This window comes from Enterobacter sp. E12, assembly GCF_014596715.2.
Lineage (GTDB): Bacteria > Pseudomonadota > Gammaproteobacteria > Enterobacterales > Enterobacteriaceae > Enterobacter > Enterobacter bugandensis.
In genome coordinates, this window is sequence record NZ_CP115601.1 from 3,118,993 (window position 1) to 3,135,067 (window position 16,075).

Below are 16,075 nucleotides of genomic sequence, written 5' to 3' on the forward strand. Positions count from 1 at the left end.
CCGTAAATCCGACGTCGTGTCGGTGTGTGTTTATCCAGTCCCATCTTTTATGGGCAGACTAAGCCTGGTACCGACTTAACAGATTTTCCACCATATGCATTTTTTTTCAGCACAATCTGCTGGCTCGATTCGTGTACAACAAAACTGTTACATTGATCAAACAATCGCCACAAAGGTATTTAAAAGGTATTATTGAGTGGTATGTTAAAGGCGTACCTTATCTGACATGCAGGATTAAATAATGAAAACGAAAGTCCAACTGTCATTCATGATGTTTGTTGAATGGTTTATCTGGGGCGCGTGGTTTGTGCCATTGTGGCTGTGGCTGAGCAAAAGCGGGTTTACCGCCGGGGAAATTGGCTGGTCTTACGCCTGTACCGCGATTGCCGCGATCCTCTCTCCTATCCTGGTCGGCTCGCTGACGGACCGCTTCTTCGCCGCGCAGAAAGTGCTGTCGGTGCTGATGTTCGCCGGCGCGATCCTGATGTACTTCGCCGCGCAGCAAACCCAGTTCAGCACCTTCTTCCCGCTGCTGCTGGTCTATTCCCTGACCTATATGCCGACCATCGCGCTGACCAATAGCATTGCCTTCGCGAACGTAGACGACGTTGAGGCTGATTTCCCGCGTATCCGCGTGATGGGCACTATCGGCTGGATCGCCTCGGGGCTGGCGTGCGGGTTCCTGCCACAGATGCTCGGCTACAGCGATATTTCCGATACCAATATTCCGCTGCTGATGACCGCAGCCAGCTCCGCCCTGCTCGGCGTCTTTGCCCTGTTCCTGCCGAACACGCCGCCGAAAAGTACCGGCAAGCTGGATTTCAAAGTGATGCTGGGGCTGGATGCGCTGGTCCTGCTGCGCGACAAAAACTTCCTGGTGTTCTTCTTCTGCTCGTTCCTGTTCGCCATGCCGCTGGCCTTCTACTACATCTTCGCCAACGGCTATCTCACCGAAGTGGGGATGAAAAACGCCACCGGCTGGATGACGCTCGGCCAGTTCTCTGAAATCTTCTTTATGCTCGCCCTGCCGTTCTTTACCAAACGCTTTGGTATTAAGAAGGTCTTGCTGCTGGGCCTGATTACCGCCGCCATCCGCTACGGCTTCTTCGTTTACGGCGGTGCGGAGCAGTACTTCACCTACGCCCTGCTGTTCCTCGGCATCCTGCTGCACGGCGTGAGCTATGACTTCTACTACGTGACCGCGTACATCTACGTGGATAAAAAAGCGCCGGTGCACATGCGCACCGCCGCGCAAGGCCTGATTACGCTGTGCTGTCAGGGGTTTGGTAGCCTGCTGGGTTACCGTCTGGGCGGCGTGATGATGGAAAAGATGTTCGCTTACAAAGAGCCGGTGAATGGGCTGACCTTCAACTGGGCCGGAATGTGGACATTTGGTGCAGTCATGATTGCCGTGATTGCCGTGCTGTTTATGCTGTTTTTCCGCGAATCGGATAAAGAGATCACCGCAATTGAGGTGGTTGATGGCGATACCGCGCTGACACAAGGGGAAGTTAAATGAAACAAGACCGTATTCTCGGGGCCCTTTACGGCCAGGCGTTAGGGGATGCGATGGGCATGCCGTCGGAGCTGTGGCCGAGAAAGCGCGTCAAGGCGCACTTCGGCTGGATCGACCGTTTTTTACCCGGCCCGGCAGAGAATAACGCGGCCTGCTATTTCAAACAGGCAGAGTTCACCGATGACACCTCGATGGCGCTGTGCCTGGCCGATGCGATCATCGAGTGCGACGGGGAGATTAACGCAGACGTTATCGGCAAGCACATCCTGAACTGGGCGCTCGACTTCGACGCGTTCAACAAGAACGTGCTCGGCCCGACCTCGAAAATCGCGCTTAACGCGATTCGTGACGGGAAGCCGGTCAGCGAGCTGGACAACAACGGCGTGACTAACGGGGCGGCGATGCGCGCCTCCCCGCTGGGCTGCCTGCTCCCGGCGACGCGGCTGGAGCACTTTGTGGACCAGGTGGCGCAGGCCTCCAGCCCGACGCATAAATCGGATCTCGCCATTGCCGGCGCGGTGGTGATTGCCTGGGCGGTTTCCCGCGCCATCGATGGGGAACGCTGGCAGAACATCGTCGATGCCCTGCCGGGGATCGCCCGCTATGCGCAGGAGGCGAAAACCACCACCTTCAGCGCGTCGCTCGCGGCACGCATTGAGCTGGCGCTTAAGACCGTGCGGGACGCCAACGGCATCGACTCCGCCAGCGAGCAGATTTATCAGCTCACTGGCGCAGGTACCAGCACCATTGAGTCCGTTCCGGCAGCCATCGCGATGGTGGAGCTGGCGGGAACCGACCCGAACCGCTGCGCCATTTTATGCGCCAATCTGGGTGGCGATACCGACACCATTGGCGCGATGGCGACGGCCATCTGCGGCGCGCTCCACGGCGTGCAGGCCATTGACCCGGCTCTTAAGGCCGAGCTCGACGCCGTTAATCAGCTCGATTTCGGTCACTATTGCGAAAAACTGCTGCACTTCAGGGAGCAAAGGGAGGGCGTATGAATGCATTTGCCCAACGTCTCGACACCCTGCACGCCACGCGCCCGGTGACGGTGCTGGGCGCGGCGGTGATTGACGTCATCGCCGACGCCTACGCCCTGCCCTGGCGCGGGTGCGATATCGAGCTTAAACAGCAGGGGGTGAATATCGGCGGCTGCGCGCTGAATATCGCCATCGCCCTGAAACGGCTCGGCATTGCGGCGCAAAACGCCCTTCCCGTCGGCCACGGCGTGTGGGCGGATATTATTCGTAACGCAATGGCGAAGCAGGATCTGCACAGCGCCGTGGAGGCTGAAACCGGCGACAACGGCTGGTGTCTGGCCCTGGTGGAGCCTGACGGCGAGCGCACCTTTATGTCCTTTAGCGGCGTCGAGAACCAGTGGCAGCAGCGCTGGCTTGACGAGCTAAACGTCCCGCAAAATAGCCTGGTTTATCTCTCCGGCTACCAGTTGGCCTCGCCGTGCGGCGAGCTGTTGACGGGCTGGCTTGAAGGGCTGGAGGACGTGACGGCGCTTATCGATTTCGGCCCACGCATCGCGGATATCCCCGACGCGCTGATGGCGCGGATTATGGCCTGCAGGCCGATCGTGTCGCTTAATCGTCAGGAAGCGGATCTCGCTGCTGAAAGGCTGGGCGTTGAGGCTGAAAACCTGGGCGAGGAGTGGCAGCAGCGCTTCGGCGCCGCGCTGATTGTGCGGCATGATAAAGACGGTGCTGCCTGGTATGATGGCGACGCATCGGGCGTTGTTCCGGCGTTTCCCGCCACGGTAGTGGACACCATTGGCGCTGGCGACAGCCACGCGGGCGGCACGCTTGCCGGGCTGGCGGCGGGATGGTCGCTGGCAGACGCCGTTCTGCTGGGGAATGCCGTGGCGTCCTGGGTGGTGAGCCATCGCGGCGGCGACTGCGCGCCCACTCGTGAGGAATTACTCCTCGCACACAAAGACGTATAGGTCGCTGCGACAGTAGCTGATGCTGTACTCAATCGGCCGGTGCTGCTGGTCAAGCGCAACCTGCTTGATCACCAGCACCGGTATTTTTTCGTCCATCTTAATGTGCGCCTGAAACTCACTGTCCGGCATGCGGGCGCTGACCCGTGAACGGGTGCGCTGCGGGAAGATATTCTGACTGCGGAAGTAGTCGTACAGCGAAATCCCTATCGCATCCGGTTCGGGAATGAGCCCAACCGGCACCCAGGACTCTTCAATCGACACCGCATCGTCATCCACATAGCGAATACGCTTCAGCAAAAAGACGTCGCTGTTCGGCTCCAGCGACAGGTGGCCCGCCACCTCTTCCGGGCATTTCACCACGCGTTTATTGACCCACAGCGTATTAGGCGTTTTACCGCGCAGCACCACCTGCTGAGAGAACCCGCGCGCTTCCTTGAGCGAGTATTCGAAGATGTTGTTAATTTGCGTGCCGTAACCCCGGGCACGCGTGACAACGCCCTCGGCTTCCAGCGCCTGCATCGCTTTGCGCACGGTGATCCGCGACACGCCGGTTAACTGGCTCAGATCTCGCTCGCCGGGCAAAATGTTCCCGTGCTCCAGCACGCCGCTGCGCACCGCGTTTTTTACCGTTTCGGCAAATTTCAGGTACAGCGGCGTGTTGTCAGGCGCGGCGATCCGTTCAGTCAGTTGAGCGATTAACCGGGTATGCGCTTGTTCCATCTCTGTTTTCTCAGGCGTGGTGTTTCCTGCCAGTATACTGGGTTACCACCACGCATGAAAATGATGAACCGGCCCAATACCGTGACCGACTTCCAGAGTATCGGCTTTTGCCAGCGCCGCCGACAGCCAGATTTTCGCTTCTCGCACCGTATCAGCCCAGCCGTCATGCCGCGGGCGCAGCGCCGCCAGCGCGGCGGAGAGAGTGCACCCCGTGCCGTGGGTGTTTTTGGTCTGTACGCGCGGAGCCGTAAAACGTTGCTCGCCGTCGCGGGTAAAGAGCCAGTCCGGGCTTTCAGCGTCATCCAGATGACCGCCTTTCATCAGCACCGCCCCGCAGCCCATCGCCAGCAGCGCATACCCCTGCTCTTTCATTTCGCGTTCAGTTTGCGCGTGCGACGTGCCTAACAGCGCGGCGGCTTCCGGCAGATTGGGCGTGATGAGCGCCACCTGCGGCAGCAGCTTATTGCGCAGCGTCTCAACGGCGGAGGCGGAGAGCAGCGGATCGCCGCTTTTTGCCAGCATGACGGTATCCAGCACCACGTTTTGCACCTGATAGCGCTTAAGCCGCTCGGCCACCGCCTCCACAATGTCCGTTTCGGCCAGCATGCCGATCTTGGTGGTATCAATCCGCACGTCGCTGAACACCGAATCCAGCTGCGCGGCAACAAAATCCGGCTCGATACGGTAGACCGACTGCACGCCGCGCGTGTTTTGCGCTACCAGCGCGGTAATCACCGAGCAGCCATACGCGCCTAGGGCCGAGAAGGTTTTCAAATCGGCCTGGATGCCCGCGCCACCGCTGGGGTCGGTACCGGCAATGGTCAGGGCGTTAATCCGCTTCATGCTTGTTCCTCCAGCGTATAGAGCGCATCCAGGAAGGCGCTGGCAAAACTGCCCGGGCCACGCGACTGCGCAGCGGCGACCGTTCCGGCCCGCTTCATCCATCCGCAGGCGGTGGCAACGTTATCCAGCCTGTCCCCCGGCAGCGAGCAGCTCGCCGCCACAACGGCAGAAAGCGCGCACCCGGTTCCCACTACGCGCGTCATTAACGGGTCTCCGCCCGTTACCGTTCGGGTCCGCTCTCCGTCAGTGATGTAGTCCACCTCGCCGGTGACCACCACAATGGCATGGGTCTGGCGGGCCAACGCCTGAGCGGCAGGCAACGCGCTGGCGGCGGTGTCGGTGGTATCAACGCCGCGCCCACCCGCGCTCATTCCGGCCAGAGCCAGGATTTCGGAGGCGTTGCCGCGAATGGTGGTCGGGTTCAGGGCCAAAATTTGATGGCAAAAACGGGTGCGGAACGTCAGGGCACCCACCGCAACCGGGTCCAGCGTCCAGGGCTTGCCTGCCGCCACCGCGCTTTCAATGGCACGACGCATCGACTGGGCGCGCGGTGCGGTCAGCGTGCCGACGTTGATTAACAGCGCATCGGCTATCGCGGCAAACTGTTCGGCCTCTTCGGCCTCAATCACCATCGCCGGGGATGCGCCAAGGGCCAGCAAAACGTTGGCCGTAAAGGTCTGTACGACGTCATTGGTCATGCAGTGGGTCAGCGGAGAACGGGTACGGAAGTGGTGTAAAACGTGTAAATCGAGCAGGTCAGGCTGCATGGGTTCGCTCCTGCCTTGCGTGAAGAAGCGATGACCGGGAAGGCATCTGACTTCCCTACGCTGGCATTATCCAGATCAGGTAATACGGGTATTTCTCAGCCTTCAACGAAGAAGGGCACCCCGAGTCATTTGGTAAGAATTGACTTACTTTTGCCAGATTAGGGGAAGTTGCTGGCTGACGCAAGCGACCTTGTGGGGATCGCATCTTCACGCAGGGTTGGTGCGAAAGAAAGGGCTGGCAGCGATAATTACAGAACAATATGCCACTTCTTTAAATCAATACCATTCGCTATAACATTTCCATTACGTCCAAAAAACATCCACTTTTTCAGGGTGTAAGAAACAGCTCTACCAACATAATTTTTTCCGCTTTCAGTTAGTCTATTTTATGTTTCATAAAGTATTAAATCTTATTTCGAATGAAATATAAAGTGAGTCCCAAACCGTTTAACCCCGCTAAACATTTAGCCTCTCTATCAAGGGGTTACTGCGAAACTCGCGGTTGCCCCCTTGCCTTATAAGTTAATGTAAACATTGAGATATTTTCCTTCACCTCTTAAAAAATCACTTTAGCTATTCATGCCATCTATGATTTAGATCAATATCCAAAAGCTCGCATTAATTGATAGTTACTGCACGTTACGAATTAAGTCATTTATTCAAAATTTAACGTAACTCCGTATTTAAATCGGGCGTAACCAGACGTTACATCAACACGCCAGGATAGCCAGCCTTGCCCTTTTTTACTTTTTAAATGAAGAGTGTTTTACAAATGAAAGTTGTTAAAAATGCCCGTACTGCTTTTGTATTTGGTGTTATTTTCACTGGCTCTATGAACGTAACTCAAGCAGCTGATGTAAACGTAAACCTTAACGATAACGTATTCAATTCAGGTACTTTTATTCAGATTCAGGGAACTGACAATACCGCTTATAATCTGGATGATATGAAAGCTGAGAATGTAAAACAAGACGGGCAGATCTATAACTTACAAGGCGATCGTGAGCGTATGCAAAACGAGATTGACGCTAGTAAAGGTAATATCAGCACTAACGCCAATAATATTTCCTCTCTTCAGACTTCTGTTTCTGGTGTCGATCATGAAGCTAAATTAGCAGGCGCTCTTGCTGACACCGCTAATAAAAAAGGTGATGCGGCGTTACACGGCGTGCTGACTAACGGAACTGCAATTACTAATATTGAAACTGTTAACGCTGTCCAGGATAGCCGCCTTGCAACTGTTGAAACTACTAACGGTATACAAGATGACCGCCTGTTAGCTCTTGAGAATGCACCAAAACCAACTAACGGCGTTGATGGAAAAGACGGCGCTAAGGGTGAGAAAGGCGATACCGGCGCACAGGGCGTAGCCGGAATTAACGGACGTGACGGAGCGAATGGTAAAGACGGTAAAGACGGCAAAGATGGAAAAAATGGCGTGATGACCACTGTGACACGCACGCAGGTAGACACGACAACACAAGCTAAAGTCGCTACTAATAGTCAGGCGGTTACGGCCGAGGTTCAGGAGCTGCAGGCGACCAAACAGACATTACAGGCTCTGAATAACAACGCTAACCAGCAATTTAAATCGCTGCGTGAGGAAGTCGATAATAACAAGAAAGAAGCAAACGCAGGTATCAGCGGCGCGATGGCGATGGCCGGTTTACCTCAGGTGCAAACAAATCAGCGCGTGATGTTCTCGGCTGGCGGTGCGACTTACAACGGTGAAAGCGCGTTAGCGGTTGGGGCGTCGGTTAACTTTAACGAACATATGGTTGGTAAAGTGAGCTTCTCTGATGACACAGCAAATAATATGGGGGCTTCAGTCGGCGTAGGGATTGGCTTTTAATAAATAACCAGTATGACAAAATACATTGTTATCTCTGTAATAGTGTACCTGATGCTTATTATCGTTGGCGCATGGTTAGGTATTATGTATCAGGCTTATTATATTTGCGACCATTAAACCTTCTTCTATAGAATATATTTCACCAAAGGTATCATCGTAATGATAAAGTCACTCTTAGCGGTATTAATAGCTGGTGCTGCCATCCTGCTTTCTGCGTGTACTTCAACTGCTCAGCGCATGGCCGAATGTGAGCGCCAGGGCATTAGCAAAGATACCTGCTACCTGGCTGAGCAAAATCGCCAGAATGCTTATAATGAAGCCGCACAAAATGCAGCATGGGCGAACGCGCGTGATGCCGCATCGGGTACGGGTATCTGGGCTAAAAAAGACGCGAAACAACATGCTCAGGCGGCCAAAGCGGTACACGCCTTTAAATGGGAAGGAATGAAGATCACAATTAAAGGCGAGATCCTGGATGTCGATGGCGTATTGGGCGCGCTGGATGAAAATGAGCCTCAGGCAAAAGTTTATTCACAAGGGCTATACACCTTCATTTACTATCCAGCTAAAGGCAAATTAGCGGTGAGTAAAGAAGGAAAGTTTGAAGGCTACGCAACAAAGATTAAATAGAAAAAGAGGCGACACCTGTCGCCTTTTTAATTTGCAGGCCTTAACGAATTACTCTAGCTGCCACGCCCCAGCATCAATAAGCGATGCGGTTCCCGTCCAGGCAAACATTGTCAGTTCGCGCGCCCCTTCATCAGGATAAATGCGGCTGCTCAGGCACGCCTCCCCTTCATTGACAAACACTTCCACTGACGAGCTGTCAACGAACAGGCGCAGGCTTAACGTGTCGTTCAGGTTAAGCGCGATGCTTCGGGTACCGCACAGGCCATACTGCGGATAATAACGCTCCAGCACCAGGCGCTGCATCTGCGCATCAACGTAGAGACGGAATCCGTCGCCAAGACGAATGCCGTACTGCTCCGCGCTGCTGTTAGCACAGTCCCACTGCAGAATGACCTCCATCGCATCGCAGCTTTCCACCTGAACGATCTGCTGATTGTTGAGCGTGCTCACCGGCCAGGGGAACCACGCTCCCCGCAAGCTTTCCACTTCTCTGGCTGGCCGCATCTGCAGGCGGTTATCCGCGCTTAGCGTCAGTTCGCGCGGTAAAGAGAGCATGCCAGCCCACCCGTCCTGCTGTTCCGGAAGGGGAGATTCCCACATGTCCAGCCAGCCGATAACGATGCGGCGGCCGTCAGGCGTCAGGAAGCTTTGCGGCGCATAGAAATCATGCCCGCTATCCATCTCCACAAACTCACCTTCACGCACGAAAGGTTGGCCGGGCTGCCACTCCCCCAGCAGGTAACCGCTCTGGAAAAGATTGCGATTTTTGAATCCCTCCGCAGCCAGCCCCTGAGGTGAAAACATCAGCACGCGTTTGCCGTTGAGGGTGAAAAAGTCCGGGCATTCCCACATGTAACCCATCTCTTTTTCAGCCACCGCAAGCACGCCCATATCCTGCCATTCGCGCAGGTCGTCAGAACGGTAAACGCGCACCTGGCCCGTCTCGCCATCCCGCGCGCCGACAACCATGTACCAGCGCTCCCCTTCCCGCCACACTTTTGGATCGCGAAAGTGATGCAGCCCAGGCGGCGTGTCAACGATCGTTCCTTGCCGCGTAAAATGGACGCCATCACGGCTGGTTGCCAGGCACTGCACCTGGTAAAGGTTAGCCTCGTCATCCGGATCGCCGTGGAATTTGTGGCCGGTATAAATCAGCGCCAGCGTATCGCCATCCACCACCGCCGAGCCGGAAAAACAGCCGTCCTTATCCTCTGGCCCTTCCGGTGCCAGCACCACCGGGAGGTGTTCCCAGCGAACTAAATCCTTGCTGCGCGCATGGCCCCAGTGCATCGGCCCCCACTGGGTCGAGTACGGATGATGCTGGTAAAACGCGTGATACCAGCCGTCAAACCACACCAGACCATTCGGGTCGTTCATCCAGCCGGCACGCGCGGCGAGGTGGTAACGCGGATACCAGCGCAGGTTAAGATCGCCGCGTTTGGCCTGTAATGATTGTTCAGCTTTGGCAATGGAATACATCATTTGTTTACTCTTTTCAGTCAGATAGTGGAGGGTTGCGGCATGATCGGGTCAGAAGAAGACTTACCCGAGCGCAACAGGAAGATGGAGATGAGCGTGGTGCTGAAAACTAACAGCCCCATAATGAGATAGGATTGGGCAAAGCCGTATTTCTGATAGCTGTAACCCGCCAGCGGCGACAGCACAGACGCAATCACCGAGCTTGTACAGGCAAAGCCCACCAGATAGAGCGTGGAAGAGAGCCGCTTATCAAAATGTAAGCTGTTGTATTTAAATATCGAGACCAGCAATACGGGCAGTTCTACCGCGTGCAGCAGCTTGGTAATGGAGATGAGCACCGGCCCCTCAACCAGACCGGATGCCACCATACGCATTGCCATCACCATTCCCGCGAATATCAGGCCGTTTTTCGCGCCGAGGCGGTTCACCAGCCACGGGGCGCAAAACATGCCCGCCGCCTCAAGGAAAACCTGGAAGGAGTTGAGATAGCCGTACATGGCGTTCCCTTCCTGCAACGTCGGGAACTGTGATGAGAAATAGACCGGGAACTGCTGATCGTAAACGCCGTAAATGCAGGTGCCGATAACGAAAAACACCAGCGCCCAGAAACGCGGCAGCGTCAGCAGGCGCAATGCGTCTTCCAGCGTCACCTTGCCACCGGACACCGCTTCCTGCATGGCGTGCGGTGCAGAAGAGACCCGCAGGCGCGCGAGCAAAACAAAAAACACCAGACCGGCGCCGCTCGCGACAGCGAAATTCAGCTTCGGATTGATGTTAAACAGGAGCCCCGCAAAAAAGGTTGCCGCCGCCCAGCCAAGCGATCCCCACATTCTCGCCTTGCCAAACTCAAACTGGCTCTGACGGGCCACGCGTTCGGTATAGGATTCCAGCACCCCAATCCCACCGTTAAACGTCAGGCCAATAAAAATCCCGCCGAAAATACTGCCCAGCAACACGTTAATTTGCAGCAGATAGCCAAACAGCAAAAAGGCCGGACCGGAAAGAATAAGCAGACTGGTCAGAAACCAGAGCAGGTTTTTGCGCAGGCCGAGTTTGTCCTGAATAAATCCATAGCAGATTTGAGCAAACAGCGCGGAGACGGAAAGCACGGCATAGATAACGCCCGTATCCCCCGCTTTTAACCCCACTTCCTGGTGGAGCCAGATAGAGAGCAACGAACCGGAAGATGACCAGGTGACAAAAAAGAAAAACAGTAATGCGCTCAGTAAGGGATAGCTGTGAGAGTGATGCGTTTTCATCATGGCATTCTCGTGTTGGAGTAATGACCCCAATGGTAACGTTAACATCCATGCTTTCTCATGCTGCCTGATGAAGATTTAAGATGTTAATCACGAAAGTTAACGTTAACATTAAGGAAGTGAGATCGCGATCATAAATTCATAACTGAGGTAAGCATGACTTAACCTGGTCATCAGCCTTCCTTTTACATCAGCGACTTAGTTGTATACCCTCTCACAGAGCATTAACGGAGTAAGAAAATGGCTTCCCTGAAGGACGTCGCAAAGCTGGCTAACGTATCGCTGATGACGGTTTCCCGCGCGCTTAACAGCCCGGAGCGCCTTAAAACGGAAACGCTGGCGCGCGTACAGTGGGCTATCGAGCAAACCAGCTACGTTCCCGATCTGTCCGCCAAGAAAATACGCGGCGCGAATGCTTCGCCTAAAACCATAGGCGTGCTGGCGCTCGATACGGTCACGACACCTTTTTCGGTGGAGATTACGCTGTCCATTGAAGAGACGGCCAGAATGCACGGCTGGAATAGCTTCGTCATGAATATGTTTGCTGACGACAATCCGGATGCCATTGTCGATCTTCTGCTCTCCCACCGGCCAGACGGGATTATCTACACCACGATGGGGTTACGTCAGGTTCCTCTTCCTGCCAAGCTGCTCACCCTCCCCTGCGTGCTGGCCAACTGCGAGAGTGTCGGTGAAAAGGTCGCCAGCTATATCCCGGATGATGAACAGGGGCAGTACGCCGCCGTCAGGGCATTACTCGCGGAAGGCTATCGGCAGCCCCTGTGTCTGCATTTACCTGTGGGCCATCTGGCCACAACCCGGCGCCGTCAGGGGCTTGAACGCGCCTGCCGTGAAGCCGGAATCGACCCGGACAGCCTGGAACATGCGTATATGGCGCACGGGGATGAGCATTATCGTGATATTCCGTCCGCATTGCTGGCGCGTATCCGGAACGGCATCCCGCGGTTTGATTCCGTTATCTGCGGTAACGATCGTATCGCGTTTATGGTGTACCAGACGCTGCTGGCGCAAGGGCTTCGCATCCCTGAAGATGTCGCGGTTATCGGCTATGACAATATGGTGGGCATTGGCGAGCTGTTTTTGCCGCCTCTTTCAACGGTTCAGTTGCCCCACTACGAAATTGGTCGCCTGAGCGCCCTGCACATTATTAACGGAGCACAACACCGGGAAACGACGCGCGTTGAAAGTCCATTTTTAATGCGTGATTCCATGGCGCGCGCCATGTGACTACCGCTTTTTGTCGTTGATGGAAAAAGAAGGGGGTATGAAGGCAGCATACCCCCTTCTTTTGTCAGCCAATGGCACGATTTGTCACACTCTTTTCTGTCATTTAACAACCCGAACAAATGCCGAATAAGCAATTGTTTTTATTGCCAATAAAGTGCAATTTTCTTTTTAAAAATGGTGATATTGCCTCTCCTGTGCTCCATGTCACAAAACAGTAAACAAATTAACCATTGAGCCCCGTGACAAAAGGCTCTATATTGGCGGCGTTTTTTTCAGGCCCCATCTGTTTTTTAACTTTTTATTCAATCGTGGCTCATAGCGAAGCGGCGGTTGTAGGAGTGATATGATGACGGATAAAGTCCGTATTGACACCGTAGATGCCCACAAAAGCAACGAAACCTATCTGGCCCGTCAGGCCGAGTTTGAATCTAACGTCAGGAGTTATCCGCGCAAACTGCCTTTAGCGATTACTAAAGCAGAAGGCGTGTGGATCACCGATGCAGATAATAAAGAATACCTTGACTGTTTAGCAGGCGCAGGGACCCTTGCGCTTGGCCATAACCATCCTGATGTGCTGAAAAGCATCCAAAATGTCATTACCAGCGGCTTGCCGTTACACACTCTGGATCTGACTACGCCTCTGAAAGACGCGTTTTCTGAATATCTGCTCTCTCTGCTGCCTGGTCAGGGCAAAGAATACTGCCTGCAGTTCACCGGTCCATCCGGTGCCGACGCCGTTGAAGCGGCGCTGAAGCTGGCGAAAAAAGTGACCGGCCGTAGCGGTATCATCAGCTTCTCTGGCGGTTACCACGGCATGACCCACGGCGCACTGTCCGTGACCGGTAACCTGTCTCCGAAAGAAGCTGTTGACGGTATGATGCCAGAAGTGCAGTTCATGCCTTACCCGCACGAGTACCGCTGCCCGCTGGGTATCGGTGGTGAAGCGGGCGTGAAAGCGCTGACTTACTACTTCGACAACCTGATCAACGACGTTGAAAGCGGCGTGCGTAAACCTGCCGCGGTGATCCTGGAAGCCGTTCAGGGCGAAGGCGGCGTGAACCCGGCTCCGGCTGAGTGGTTGCAGCGCATTCGTAAAGTGACTCAGGAACACGGCATTCTGCTGATCCTCGACGAAGTTCAGGCTGGCTTTGCCCGTACCGGTAAATTCTTCGCCTTCGAACACGCAGGCATCGAGCCAGACATCATCGTGATGTCTAAAGCGGTTGGTGGCGGTCTGCCGCTGGCCGTGCTCGGTATCAAAAAGCAGTTCGACGCATGGGCGCCAGGACACCACACCGGTACTTTCCGCGGCAACCAGCTGGCAATGGCAACCGGCCTGACGACGCTGAAGATCCTGAAAGACCAGAACATCGCGGGCAAAGTGGCTGCACAGGGCGAATGGCTGAAAGGCCAGCTGAAAGAGATGGCAAAACGTTATCCGGTCATCGGTCACGTGCGCGGTCTGGGCATGATGATCGGTATCGAGATCGTTAAGCCACACGAAGCTGCTGACCATATGGGCTGCTTCCCTGGCGACGGCGAGCTGTCTGCGCTGATTCAGAAGAAGTGCTTTGAAGCCGGTCTGATTCTGGAGCGTGGTGGTCGTAACGGTATCGTTCTGCGCCTGCTGCCTTCCCTGCTGATCAGCGACGAAGAACTGAAAATCTTCCTGGATAAATTCGAGCAGGCACTGCTTGCTGCGGGCGTTCGCCCGGCGTAACCGGAGTAGTAGATTACGATGTCAGATTCAAACCCAATTTTGTTCTCCTCTGCGCAGAGCATTGAAGCTTACCAGCAGGCGATTGAACAAAGCACTCAGGCTGTGATGCAGTGGCTGAAGCAGCCTGAGATGTACCAGGGCAAAACGGTCGCGGAGCTGCGCGACCGTATTAAGCTGGATTTCAACCCGAAAGGGCTGGGCAACGAAGCGGCGATTGAACGCGCCGTGGAGTTCTTCCTGAAAGACAGCTTGTCCGTTCATCACCCGCAGTGTGTGGCGCACCTGCACTGCCCAAGCCTGGTGGTAAGCCAGGCGGCGGAAGTGCTGATCAACGCCACTAACCAGAGTATGGACTCCTGGGATCAAAGCCCGTCCGCAACCATTATTGAGATCAAACTGATCGAGTGGCTGCGTACCCGCGTGGGTTATCAGGCTGGCGACGCGGGTGTGTTCACCAGCGGCGGTACCCAGAGCAACCTGATGGGTCTGATGCTGGCGCGTGACGCATTCTTTGCGCGTCAGGGCCACTCCGTTCAGCAGGACGGTCTGGTGGGCGATCTGCGCAAAATTCGCGTGCTGTGCTCCGAAAACGCGCACTTCTCCGTGCAGAAAAACATGGCGCTGATGGGCCTGGGCTATCAGTCCGTAGTGCAGGTGAAAACCGACGAGTTCTCCCGCATGGATCTGACCGATCTGGCGGCGAAAATCGAGCAGTGCAACGCGAACGGGGAGCAGATTCTGGCCATCGTCGCGACGGCAGGTACTACCGATGCCGGTGCTATCGATCCGCTGCGTGCCATTGCTGAACTGGCGGCGAAGCAGAACATCTGGGTACACGTTGACGCGGCCTGGGGCGGCGCGCTGCTGATGTCTGATCAGTATCGTCACTACCTGGACGGCATCGAGCTGGTGGATTCCGTCACCCTGGACTTCCACAAGCAGTTCTTCCAGACCATCAGCTGCGGCGCGTTCCTGCTGAAAGAAGCGCGTCACTATGAGCTGATGCGCTATCAGGCGGCCTACCTGAACTCTGAGTTCGACGAAGAAGCGGGCGTGCCTAACCTGGTGTCCAAATCTCTGCAGACCACCCGTCGTTTCGACGCGCTGAAGCTGTGGATGAGCCTGGAAGCACTGGGTCAGGAGCAATACGCGGCGATCATCGATCACGGCGTAACGCTGGCGCAGCAGGTTGCGGCCTACGTGAAAGAGCAGCCTGCTCTGGAACTGGTTATGCAGCCACAGCTGGCAAGCGTGCTGTTCCGCTTCCGTGGCCAGGTGCAGATGGACGACGCGGGCATCGCCCTGCTGAACCAGAAAATTGGTGATGCGCTACTGGAATCTGGCCGTGCAAACGTCGGTGTGACCGAGCATAACGGCATCACCTGCCTGAAGCTGACTCTGCTGAACCCAACCGTGACGCTGGAGGATATCAAAATCCTGCTGTCGCTGGTTGAGCGCACCGCGCAGGAAGTTCTCGCGAAGTAATACAAAACCCCTCTTCCGTCGGAAGAGGGGTTATCTTTATACGCCTGCCCACCACATTCTGATTTTCAATCCCCAGTAGCTCGTCCAGCCCGTTGTGGTACTGACTACTTTCCCCTTTGACACAATCACCAGCGTCGGCGTTACGCTCACCTGCCACTGCTGCGACACGGCACCGTTTGCATCGTTAATCACCGGCATACTCAGGTTTTTCTTTTCAGCCCAGCGAGCGAGCTTTGCATCATCACCGGAGCGCATGGCAATGCTTACGACGTTACCGCCCTCTTTTGCCAGCTTATCGACCGCAGGTGTCGTATAACGACAGATGCTACACCAGGTTGCCCAGACGTAAATCAGCAGGGGGCGCTCCTTGCTGAGCGCCGCGATATCGTGAATGTTACCGTCGATGCTCTGCATAGGCGTTGCGCTAAAGCTGGCGGGTAATGACGGCTTTCGGTATTGATCCACGCCCCACAGGACCACCAGCGTAAGCAGAATGAGTATGATCCCTTCCCGCGCCCAGCGGCGCAGGCGACTCAATTTACGGTTATCCATTATGACCTCTCGATTTAACGGAGGTCATCTTAGCGGGCTATTCGGCGTCA

General features: G+C 55.3%; 14 protein-coding genes and 1 riboswitch. Of the genes, 8 read left to right on the forward strand and 6 right to left on the reverse strand.

The annotated features are described in order from the left end of the window. Window positions 1–241 precede the first annotated feature (241 nt). The 3 genes from IB212_RS14865 to IB212_RS14875 are packed head-to-tail and all read left to right on the forward strand — an operon-like array spanning window position 242 to window position 3,470. The gene (locus tag IB212_RS14865; protein WP_028013818.1) at window positions 242–1,519 is read left to right on the forward strand and encodes a nucleoside permease; all 1,278 of its coding nucleotides are present in this window, start codon (window positions 242–244) and stop codon (window positions 1,517–1,519) included. Continuing rightward, window positions 1,516–2,520 (forward strand): ADP-ribosylglycohydrolase family protein, encoded by a 1,005-nt coding sequence (locus tag IB212_RS14870; RefSeq protein WP_041909084.1) that lies wholly within the window; start codon window positions 1,516–1,518, stop codon window positions 2,518–2,520. Before IB212_RS14865 ends, IB212_RS14870 begins: the two co-directional genes overlap by 4 nt. Further along, on the forward strand, window positions 2,517–3,470 hold the full coding sequence (locus IB212_RS14875; protein WP_041909082.1) for a PfkB family carbohydrate kinase: 954 nt from the start codon (window positions 2,517–2,519) through the stop codon (window positions 3,468–3,470). The genes IB212_RS14870 and IB212_RS14875 overlap by 4 nt, the downstream gene beginning before the upstream one ends. Here IB212_RS14875 and IB212_RS14880 read toward each other — a convergent pair. Genes IB212_RS14880 through thiM form a run of 3 tightly spaced genes read right to left on the reverse strand, consistent with a single transcriptional unit; the run spans window position 3,444 to window position 5,800 of the window. Next, window positions 3,444–4,190, reverse strand: coding sequence for a GntR family transcriptional regulator (locus tag IB212_RS14880; RefSeq protein ID WP_028013821.1), 747 nt, complete (start codon window positions 4,188–4,190; stop codon window positions 3,444–3,446). The genes IB212_RS14875 and IB212_RS14880 overlap by 27 nt on opposite strands. A gap of 42 nt (window positions 4,191–4,232) precedes the next feature. Beyond that, entirely contained in the window at window positions 4,233–5,033 is an 801-nt protein-coding gene (thiD, locus tag IB212_RS14885) for a bifunctional hydroxymethylpyrimidine kinase/phosphomethylpyrimidine kinase (RefSeq protein WP_028013822.1), read from the reverse strand. Next, entirely contained in the window at window positions 5,030–5,800 is a 771-nt protein-coding gene (gene thiM, locus IB212_RS14890) for a hydroxyethylthiazole kinase (RefSeq protein WP_188245673.1), read from the reverse strand. Before thiM ends, thiD begins: the two co-directional genes overlap by 4 nt. Window positions 5,801–5,835: 35 nt before the next feature. Then, a riboswitch (TPP riboswitch) is annotated at window positions 5,836–5,933 on the reverse strand. A 639-nt stretch (window positions 5,934–6,572) separates the two neighbouring features. Here thiM and IB212_RS14895 point away from each other — a divergent pair. Beyond that, window positions 6,573–7,652, forward strand: a complete 1,080-nt coding sequence (locus IB212_RS14895; protein ID WP_223239598.1) for a YadA-like family protein — start codon at window positions 6,573–6,575, stop codon at window positions 7,650–7,652. 159 nt (window positions 7,653–7,811) lie between these two features. Then, window positions 7,812–8,282 (forward strand): hypothetical protein, encoded by a 471-nt coding sequence (locus IB212_RS14900; protein ID WP_041909077.1) that lies wholly within the window; start codon window positions 7,812–7,814, stop codon window positions 8,280–8,282. 48 nt (window positions 8,283–8,330) lie between these two features. Here IB212_RS14900 and IB212_RS14905 read toward each other — a convergent pair whose 3' ends face one another. Continuing rightward, on the reverse strand, window positions 8,331–9,764 hold the full coding sequence (locus IB212_RS14905) for a glycoside hydrolase family 32 protein (protein WP_188245674.1): 1,434 nt from the start codon (window positions 9,762–9,764) through the stop codon (window positions 8,331–8,333). A 17-nt stretch (window positions 9,765–9,781) separates the two neighbouring features. Next, window positions 9,782–11,023: an MFS transporter gene (locus IB212_RS14910; protein ID WP_041909073.1), complete on the reverse strand. Its 1,242-nt coding sequence runs from the start codon at window positions 11,021–11,023 to the stop codon at window positions 9,782–9,784. A gap of 237 nt (window positions 11,024–11,260) precedes the next feature. Here IB212_RS14910 and IB212_RS14915 point away from each other — a divergent pair, with 237 nt between their 5' ends. The 3 genes from IB212_RS14915 to IB212_RS14925 all read left to right on the forward strand — a co-directional run bounded on the left by IB212_RS14915 (window position 11,261) and on the right by IB212_RS14925 (window position 15,473). After that, window positions 11,261–12,268, forward strand: coding sequence for a LacI family DNA-binding transcriptional regulator (locus IB212_RS14915; RefSeq protein WP_188245675.1), 1,008 nt, complete (start codon window positions 11,261–11,263; stop codon window positions 12,266–12,268). A gap of 343 nt (window positions 12,269–12,611) precedes the next feature. Further along, entirely contained in the window at window positions 12,612–13,988 is a 1,377-nt protein-coding gene (locus tag IB212_RS14920) for a diaminobutyrate--2-oxoglutarate transaminase (RefSeq protein WP_014884533.1), read from the forward strand. Between the two features lie 18 nt (window positions 13,989–14,006). Further along, window positions 14,007–15,473 (forward strand): aspartate aminotransferase family protein, encoded by a 1,467-nt coding sequence (locus IB212_RS14925; RefSeq protein ID WP_028013828.1) that lies wholly within the window; start codon window positions 14,007–14,009, stop codon window positions 15,471–15,473. A 36-nt stretch (window positions 15,474–15,509) separates the two neighbouring features. On the opposite strand, the gene IB212_RS14930 is transcribed toward IB212_RS14925, so the two are convergent. Beyond that, window positions 15,510–16,025 (reverse strand): protein disulfide oxidoreductase, encoded by a 516-nt coding sequence (locus tag IB212_RS14930; RefSeq protein WP_041909069.1) that lies wholly within the window; start codon window positions 16,023–16,025, stop codon window positions 15,510–15,512. Window positions 16,026–16,075: the final 50 nt, after the last annotated feature.